Annotated in this window: 7 protein-coding genes; 3 read left to right on the forward strand and 4 right to left on the reverse strand. The window is 64.4% G+C overall.

What is annotated here, in order from left to right:
* Positions 1-11 precede the first annotated feature (11 nt).
* Positions 12-1,574 (forward strand): FGGY-family carbohydrate kinase, encoded by a 1,563-nt coding sequence (locus VJ651_RS13940; protein WP_324108030.1) that lies wholly within the window; start codon positions 12-14, stop codon positions 1,572-1,574.
* A 6-nt stretch (positions 1,575-1,580) separates the two neighbouring features.
* Here VJ651_RS13940 and VJ651_RS13945 read toward each other — a convergent pair whose 3' ends face one another.
* Genes VJ651_RS13945 through VJ651_RS13960 form a run of 4 tightly spaced genes read right to left on the reverse strand, consistent with a single transcriptional unit; the run spans position 1,581 to position 5,219 of the window.
* Positions 1,581-2,705: an ABC transporter permease gene (locus VJ651_RS13945; protein WP_324108031.1), complete on the reverse strand. Its 1,125-nt coding sequence runs from the start codon at positions 2,703-2,705 to the stop codon at positions 1,581-1,583.
* The gene (locus VJ651_RS13950; RefSeq protein WP_324108032.1) at positions 2,702-3,625 is read right to left on the reverse strand and encodes an ABC transporter ATP-binding protein; all 924 of its coding nucleotides are present in this window, start codon (positions 3,623-3,625) and stop codon (positions 2,702-2,704) included. The genes VJ651_RS13945 and VJ651_RS13950 overlap by 4 nt, the downstream gene beginning before the upstream one ends.
* A complete protein-coding gene (locus tag VJ651_RS13955) occupies positions 3,625-4,581 on the reverse strand; it encodes an HlyD family secretion protein (protein WP_324108033.1) in 957 nt (318 codons plus the stop codon). The genes VJ651_RS13950 and VJ651_RS13955 overlap by 1 nt, the downstream gene beginning before the upstream one ends.
* A complete protein-coding gene (locus tag VJ651_RS13960; RefSeq protein ID WP_324108034.1) occupies positions 4,578-5,219 on the reverse strand; it encodes a TetR/AcrR family transcriptional regulator in 642 nt (213 codons plus the stop codon). The genes VJ651_RS13955 and VJ651_RS13960 overlap by 4 nt, the downstream gene beginning before the upstream one ends.
* A gap of 249 nt (positions 5,220-5,468) precedes the next feature.
* On the opposite strand from VJ651_RS13960, the gene VJ651_RS13965 reads away from it, so the two are divergent.
* The gene (locus VJ651_RS13965) at positions 5,469-7,151 is read left to right on the forward strand and encodes a long-chain-fatty-acid--CoA ligase (protein WP_324108035.1); all 1,683 of its coding nucleotides are present in this window, start codon (positions 5,469-5,471) and stop codon (positions 7,149-7,151) included.
* 171 nt (positions 7,152-7,322) lie between these two features.
* The coding region (locus tag VJ651_RS13970; RefSeq protein WP_324108036.1) for an AraC family transcriptional regulator ligand-binding domain-containing protein at positions 7,323-7,558 on the forward strand (236 nt) is incomplete at its 3' end.

Here is a 7,558-nt window from a genome sequence, read left to right on the forward strand (position 1 = left end):
CGGAGACACGCATGTCCAACGAGTACATCCTGGCGATCGACAACGGCACGCAAAGCGTGCGCGCCATCCTGTTCGATCTGCAGGGCCATATCGTCGCCAAGTCGCAGGTGCACCTCGACGCCTATTTCTCCGTGCAGCCCGGCTGGGCCGAGCATGAGCCGGAAGGCTACTGGCAGGCGCTGTGCACGGCTTGCGCGCGCCTGTGGGCGCAGAACGATGTCGACAAGAGCGCGATCAAGGGCGTGGCCGTTACCACGCAGCGCGGCACCGTCATCAACCTCGACAAATTCGGCCGCCCCTTGCGTCCCGCCATCCTCTGGCTCGACCAGCGCCGCACTACTCAGGTGCCGACACTCGGGCCGCTGTGGCGTGCCGCGTTCAAGCTGGCGCGCGTCGAGGACACGATCAACTTCTTTCTCGGCGAAGCCGAAGCCAACTGGATCAAGGCGCACCAGCCGGAGATCTGGGACAAGACCGACAAGTACCTGCTGCTGTCGGGCTACCTGAATTACCGCCTGTGCGGCGAGTTCATCGATTCGATCGGTTCGCAGGTCGGCTACGTGCCCTTCGACTACAAGGGCCTGCAATGGGCCGGCAGGCGCGACTGGAAATGGCAGGCGCTGCCGATCGAGCGCCGCATGCTGCCGGAGCTTGTTCCGCCCGGCACGCTGATGGGCAGGATCACCGCCGCTGCCGCTGAAGCCACCGGCATTCCGCCCGGCACGCCGCTGCTGGCCGCCGCCGCCGACAAGGCCTGCGAAGTGATCGGCGCCGGATGCCTGGAGCAGCACATCGGATGCCTCAGCTACGGCACCACCGCGACCATCAATACCACCAGCAGGAAGTACATCGAAGTCACGCCTTTCATCCCGCCCTATCCGGCCGCCGTGCCGGATGCCTACAGCACCGAAGTGCAGATCTTTCGCGGCTACTGGATGGTCAACTGGTTCAAGGAACAGTTCGGCCATCACGAGAAGGATCGGGCTACGGAGCAGGGCATTGCGCCGGAAGCGCTGTTCGACGAACTGGTCAATGCGGTGCCGCCCGGCTCCATGGGATTGATGCTGCAGCCGTACTGGACGCCCGGCATCAAGGTGCCGGGGCCGGAAGCGAAGGGGGCGGTGATCGGCTTCGGCGACGTGCACACCCGCGCGCATTTCTACCGGGCGATCCTGGAAGGGCTGGCCTATGCGCTGCGCGAGGGCAAGGAGCGCATCGAAACGCGCAGCGGCGTGCCGATCACTTCACTGCGCGTCTCCGGCGGCGGCTCGCAAAGCGACGCGGCGATGCAGTTGACCGCCGACATATTCGGCCTGCCGACCGCGCGTCCGCATGTGTATGAAACATCGGGCCTCGGCGCGGCCATCGATGCGGCGGTCGGACTCGGGCTGCACAGCGATTTCAACACGGCGATCCATGCGATGACGCGCATCGGCCGCGTGTTCGAGCCGCAGCCGCATCACCAGAAGATTTACGACGAGTTGTACCGGCGCGTGTACCAGCAGATGTATGCGCGGCTGCAGCCGCTGTACAAGGAGATTCAGAAGATCACCGGCTATCCGCGCCTGCACTGAACGGCGTCAATCCAGCGTCTGCCGATAGCGCTTCAGCGCAACCAGTCCTGCGATCAGCATGAACAGTGCAATCGGCCACACATTCGGCAGCACCTCCACCCAGCCATTCCCCTTGAGCATGATGCCGCGCACGACGCGCAGGAAATGCGTGAGCGGCAAGGCCTGGCCGAGCACTTGCGCCCAGCCCGGCATGCCGCGAAACGGGAACATGAAGCCCGACAGCAGCATCGACGGCAGGAAAAAGAAGAAGGTCAATTGCATGGCCTGCAACTGGTTGCGCGCAATCGTCGAGAAGGTGAAGCCGACCGCGAGATTGGCCGCCACAAACACCACCAGCGCGGCCGACAGCAGCACGAGGCTGCCGACCATCGGCACATCGAACAGCAGCCGCGCGGCGACCAGGATCACCGCCGTCTGCACATAGCCGATCAGGATGTAAGGCGCGATTTTTCCGACCATCACTTCCAGCGGACGCACCGGCGTGGCGAGCAGGTTTTCCATGGTGCCGCGCTCGCGTTCGCGCGTCATCGCGAGTGCGGTCATCATCACCATGGTCATCGTCAGGATCACGCCGATCAGGCCCGGCACGATGTTGTAGCGCGACACGCCTTCCGGGTTATAGCGCCGCTGCGGGCGGATTTCGAAAGCGGCATCGCTCGCTTGCAGCGTGCGCAACTCGCCGGTGAGGTCGCGCGCCACCACCTGGCGGCTGATCGCGCTCAATGACGACAGTGCATTGCCCGCTGCCGCCGGATCGGTTGCGTCGGCCGCCAGCAGCACGACCGGCCGCTCGCCGCGCAGCAACTGCCGGCCGAAGTTCGGCGGAATGACCAGCAGGAATTGCACGCGTCCTTCGTCCAGCAGTTCGTTGCCTTCCGCTTCGCTGCGCGGCCGCGCGGTGACGCGGAAATAGGCGGAGTTTTCCAGGCTGGCGACCAGCGTGCGCGCGAACTCGCTTTGATCGGCCTGCACCACCGCCATCGGCAAATGCTTGGGATCGGTATTGATCGCGTAGCCGAACAGGATCAGCTGCATGATCGGCACCACCACCATCATGGCGAACGTCAGCCGGTCGCGCCGGATCTGGCGGAACTCCTTGATGAGGATGGCGAGCAGGCGCGACCAGTTCATGCTTCGTAGTTGTCCGTGGATTGCTGCATCAAGGCGATGAACACATCTTCCAGGCTGGTCTCGACCGGCGTGATGTGCAGATGGTCGCCGCGGTAGGGCGCCAGCGCCGCATCGAGTTCGTCCTGCGAGGTCGCGCTGATGTGCAGCGTGGTGCCGAAGGAAGCGACATTGATGCCGGGATGCGTGCGCAGGGACCGCGCCAGTTCCGCCAGCCCCTCGCCCGCGGCAGAATAGGTGGTCAGCCGCGCACCGGCAATCAGCTCTTTCGATGTGCCCTGCGCCAGCAGGTGCCCGTACGCGATGTACGCGAGCTGATGGCAGCGCTCGGCTTCGTCCATGTAATGCGTCGAGACCAGCACCGTCAGTCCCTCCGACGCGAGCTGATGCAGATGGTCCCAGAATTCGCGCCGCGCCTTCGGATCGACGCCGGCGGTCGGCTCGTCCAGCAGCAGCAGTTGCGGTTCGTGCAGCAGGCAGGCGGCCAGCGCGAGGCGCTGCTTCCAGCCGCCCGACAAGGCGCCTGCGAGTTGTGTGCGGCGGCTTGCGAGCCCGAGCTGTTCCAGTGTGTCCTTCACCTTGCGCGCGCGCTGCGGCACTTCATACACGCGCGCGACGAAGTCGAGGTTCTCCTCGATGCTCAGGTCTTCATACAGGCCGAAGCGCTGCGTCATGTAGCCCACATGGCGGCGGATCTTGCGCGACTCCTTGCGGATGTCGAAGCCGAGGCAGGTGCCGCTGCCGTCGTCCGGCGTCAGCAGGCCGCACAGCATGCGGATGGTGGTGGTCTTGCCGCTGCCGTTCGGACCCAGAAAACCGTAGATGCGGCCGCGCGCGACCTGCATGTCGACATGGTCGACCACCACGCGCTCATCGTAACGCTTGGTCAGGCCGCGCACATCGATGATCGCTTCCGCATCCATCACTGCGCCTTCGCACCAGAAAAATGCACTTCCACCGGCTGACCGGGATGCAGCGCCTGCGCCTGCCCGGGAGCGGGGCGCGCCTCGATCATGAACACCAGCGTCGCGCGGTTTTCCTTGCTGTAGATGAGCGGCGCGGTGTACTCCGGCGCGGCCGATATGTAGCTGATCTTCGCCGCGACGGACGACTTGCAGCCGTCGCATTGCAGGATCACGTCCTGCCCGAGGCGGATCGCGCCGAGCCGCGTTTCGGGAATGAAGAAACGCACCTTGATATTCTGCGGCGGCAGCAGGCTGACCACCGGACTGCCGGCCTGCACGAATTCGCCCTCGCGGTACAGCACATCGTTCACGTCGCCGGCGACCGGGATGCGCTGCGACTTTTGCTCCAGCCGCCAATCGGCCTGCGCCAGCTGCGCTTCGGCCGCCTTCAATTCCTGTTGCGCGGCGTCGATCTCGTCGCTGCGCGCACCGAGCTTGGCCACGCGCAATTGCGCACGCAACTCCTTGACCCGGCCCTGGTCGCGTTCGACGGCGGCACGCGCTTCGTCCAGGTTGGCCGGGGCGATGAACTTCTCCGCAACCAGTTGCTTGCGCCGCGCAAAATTGCTGGCCGATAGCTGCAGCGATGCATCGGCTTGCGACAGTTGCGCCTGCAGCGCGGCGATTTCATCCGGGCGCCGGCCTTTCTGCAGATTGGCCAGTTGCGCCTGCGCGCGCTGCACGCGCGAGGCTGCTTCGGCGCGGGCGGCGCGTTCGCTTTCCTGCTCCAGCACGAAGGCCGGCGCGTTCTGCGTCACCTTGTCGCCGCGGCTCACGTACAGCTTGCTGAGCGTGCCGGCAATCGGTGTCGCCAGCCGCACGTATTCCGCCTCGGCGTAACCGGGAAAGTAATCGCCGGTCTTTTCCGCGCAGCCCGCCAGCAGTGCCGCGATCGTGAGCCACCATATCTTCATGCCATTCTCCGGTCGACAACGGACAAGCCGCGCAACGCGAATTCGACGCGCTGCTCGACCGCCTTTTTCGATAACACCTCGCGCTCCAGCATGCCGCCCGCCGCCGGCGGCAAGGCGCTGTTGTCCGCCAGCGCCGCGCCCAGCAGCACCGGCGCCATTACCGCGCCGGCGAGAAAGGCGAATACCTGCGCCACCGGCGCCTTCGCCAGGTCGCCTTCACGCTGCGCCTCGACGATCAGGCTGGAAATGACGCCGAGATGGCGCGGCAGGTTGGCTTGCAGGAAATCGACCGCGACCTGCTCGCCCGCCAGCGCATCCGCCGCGATGCGCACCAGCAGTTGCCGGTGCGTCCGGCCAAAGTGCGCCAGCACCAGCAAGGCATTGCGCAGGTTCTGCAACGCCGATTCGCCCTCGTGCGCGCGAAGCACCAGCAGCGAAAACATCTGCTCGTAGATCTGCTGCAGCAGCGTGCGGATGAAATTGTCCTTGGTGCGGAAGTGGTAATGGAACATGCCCAGGTTGACGCCCGCGTGTTCGGCCAGCCTGCGCGCGGACAGGCCGCGGCAGCCGGTGCGGGGCAGCAGTTCGACGCCGGCCTGCAACAGCCGCTGGTCAATGTTTTGGGAAGGGCGCGCCATGGAATTATTATACGGACGACTAATAACAACGCAATCGCCATTTTTGAGGTGCCTGATTGCCTTGCGGCGACGACCGGCGTGGCCGGCGGGCGCCAGGTTTGATCATGACGGCCAATTGTGTGACTTCCCGAGACAAGCTTGCGCTGACCGCTTGTCAGTGCATGGCCCCGGCCATAGCATGTGAGCAAAATAAGGCCACTGTCTGGCCGCATCCCCCGATCCAAGACCACGAGAGAACCGAGACAAAGCATGGAAAAGATTTGGCTTAAGTCCTATCCCCAAGGCGTGCCGGCCGAGATCGACACCAACCGGTATGCATCGCTGACCCACCTGCTGGAAGAGGCATTCGACAAGTACGCCCAGCGCAATGCCTACGCCTGCATGGGAAAGGTCATGACCTATGCCGAGGTGGATCGCCTCTCGCGGCAGATCGGTGCCTGGCTGCAAGGCAAGGGCTTGAAGAAGGGCGATCGCGTGGCCCTGATGATGCCGAACGTGCTGCAATATCCGGTCGCGATCGCCGCCGTCCTGCGCGCCGGCTTTACCGTGGTCAACGTCAATCCGCTGTACACGCCGCGCGAACTGGAACACCAGTTGAACGATTCCGGCGCGAAGGCCATCATCATCCTCGAAAACTTCGCTACCACGCTGGAACAGGTGCTGGCCAAAACGCGTCTCAGGCACGTGATCGTGGCCAGCATGGGCGATCTGCTGGGCGGCTTCAAGGGCGCGCTGGTCAACTTCGTGGTGCGCAAGGTCAAGAAGATGGTGCCGGCCTATTCGCTGCCGCAAGCCGTGTCCTTCAAGCGCGTGCTGGCCGAAAGCGCCCGCAAGCGCCTCAGGCGCGTCAAGCTGAACCATGACGATATCGCCTTCCTGCAATACACCGGCGGCACCACTGGCGTTTCCAAGGGCGCGGTGCTCACGCATCGCAACGTGATCGCCAACGTGCTGCAGAACGAAGCCTGGTCGCAGCCCGCGCTGAAAAACCTGCCGCCCGACGAAGCGCAAACCGTGGTCTGCGCGCTGCCCCTGTACCACGTGCTGGCATTGACCGCCTGCTGCCTGTTCGGCGCGCGCGCCGGCGCGATGAACATCCTGATCCCGAACCCGCGCGACATGGCCGGCTTCGTCAAGGAGCTCGCCAAGTACAAGATCAACATCTTCCCCGGCGTGAACACCTTGTACAACGGCCTGCTGAACACGCCGGGCTTCGACAAGCTCGACTTCTCCGCACTCAAGGTCTGCATCGGCGGCGGCATGGCGGTGCAGAAGGCCGTCAACGACAAATGGCGCAAGGTCACCGGCTGCGCCATCCTCGAAGGCTACGGCCTGTCCGAAACCTCGCCGGTCGCCTCCTGCAATCCGGTCGACGCCACCGAATACAGCGGCACCATCGGCCTGCCGATTCCCTCCACCGAAATCGCCATCCTGAACGACGACGGCCAGCCGGCGCCGCTCGGCGAAGCCGGCGAGATCGCCATCCGCGGCCCGCAGGTCATGGCCGGCTACTGGAACCGCCCGGACGAGACGGCCAAAGTGATGACGCCGGAGGGCTTCTTCAAGTCGGGCGACGTCGGCATCATGGACCAGCGTGGCTACGTCAGGATCGTCGACCGCAAGAAAGACATGATCCTCGTCTCCGGTTTCAATGTTTATCCGAATGAAGTCGAAGGCGTGATCGCATCGCACCCCGGCGTGCTGGAATGCGCCTGCATCGGCGTACCGGACAAGAACTCCGGCGAGGCCGTCAAGGTATTCGTCGTGCGCCAGGACCCGTCCCTGACGGAAGAGCAGTTGATGAGCTACTGCAAGACGCAGCTCACCGCCTACAAGAAGCCGAAATACATCGAATTCCGCGAGACCCTGCCGAAGACCAACGTCGGCAAGATCCTGCGGCGCGAATTGCGCGACGAAAAGAAGGCCGCATGAGCGAATTGCGGACCCGTATCGAATAACAAGGCAGCACCCTTCCTTTAACCGCCTGTGTCCCCGGCGGTTTTTTTTTGCCCTGACCGGGGCGGCGGATTGCCCGCCGAGTTGATCCACGGTATAACTTGCATCACGACAAAGCATGGTCGATGAGCGAGGGGACCGCAATCAATGAGTGGACGAACGACTTCCGCAGCCTGGGTCAGGGGCATCGCCGGACGCCTGAAGAGCGTCGGCCTGGATGTGCATGCTTTGTTCGACGAAGCGCAACTCGATCTTGCGGCGCTCGACAATCCCGACACGCGCTACGCGACCGAAAAGATCAGCCTGCTGTGGGAACTCGCCGCGGCCCGCTCCGGCGACCCGACGATCGGCCTGGCGCTCGCGCCGGTGATGCAGCCGGCCGG

This window comes from Noviherbaspirillum sp. (genome assembly GCF_035254865.1).
In the GTDB taxonomy this organism is placed as follows: domain Bacteria; phylum Pseudomonadota; class Gammaproteobacteria; order Burkholderiales; family Burkholderiaceae_D; genus Noviherbaspirillum.

Excerpts from the sequence above, each read along its gene's own strand:
- VJ651_RS13940 (WP_324108030.1), top strand. The coding sequence starts at position 12 with ATGTCCAACGAGTACATCCTGGCGATCGACAACGGCACGCAAAGCGTG.
- VJ651_RS13945 (WP_324108031.1), bottom strand. The coding sequence starts at position 2,705 with ATGAACTGGTCGCGCCTGCTCGCCATCCTCATCAAGGAGTTCCGCCAG.
- VJ651_RS13950 (WP_324108032.1), bottom strand. The coding sequence starts at position 3,625 with ATGGATGCGGAAGCGATCATCGATGTGCGCGGCCTGACCAAGCGTTAC.
- VJ651_RS13955 (WP_324108033.1), bottom strand. The coding sequence starts at position 4,581 with ATGAAGATATGGTGGCTCACGATCGCGGCACTGCTGGCGGGCTGCGCG.
- VJ651_RS13960 (WP_324108034.1), bottom strand. The coding sequence starts at position 5,219 with ATGGCGCGCCCTTCCCAAAACATTGACCAGCGGCTGTTGCAGGCCGGC.
- VJ651_RS13965 (WP_324108035.1), top strand. The coding sequence starts at position 5,469 with ATGGAAAAGATTTGGCTTAAGTCCTATCCCCAAGGCGTGCCGGCCGAG.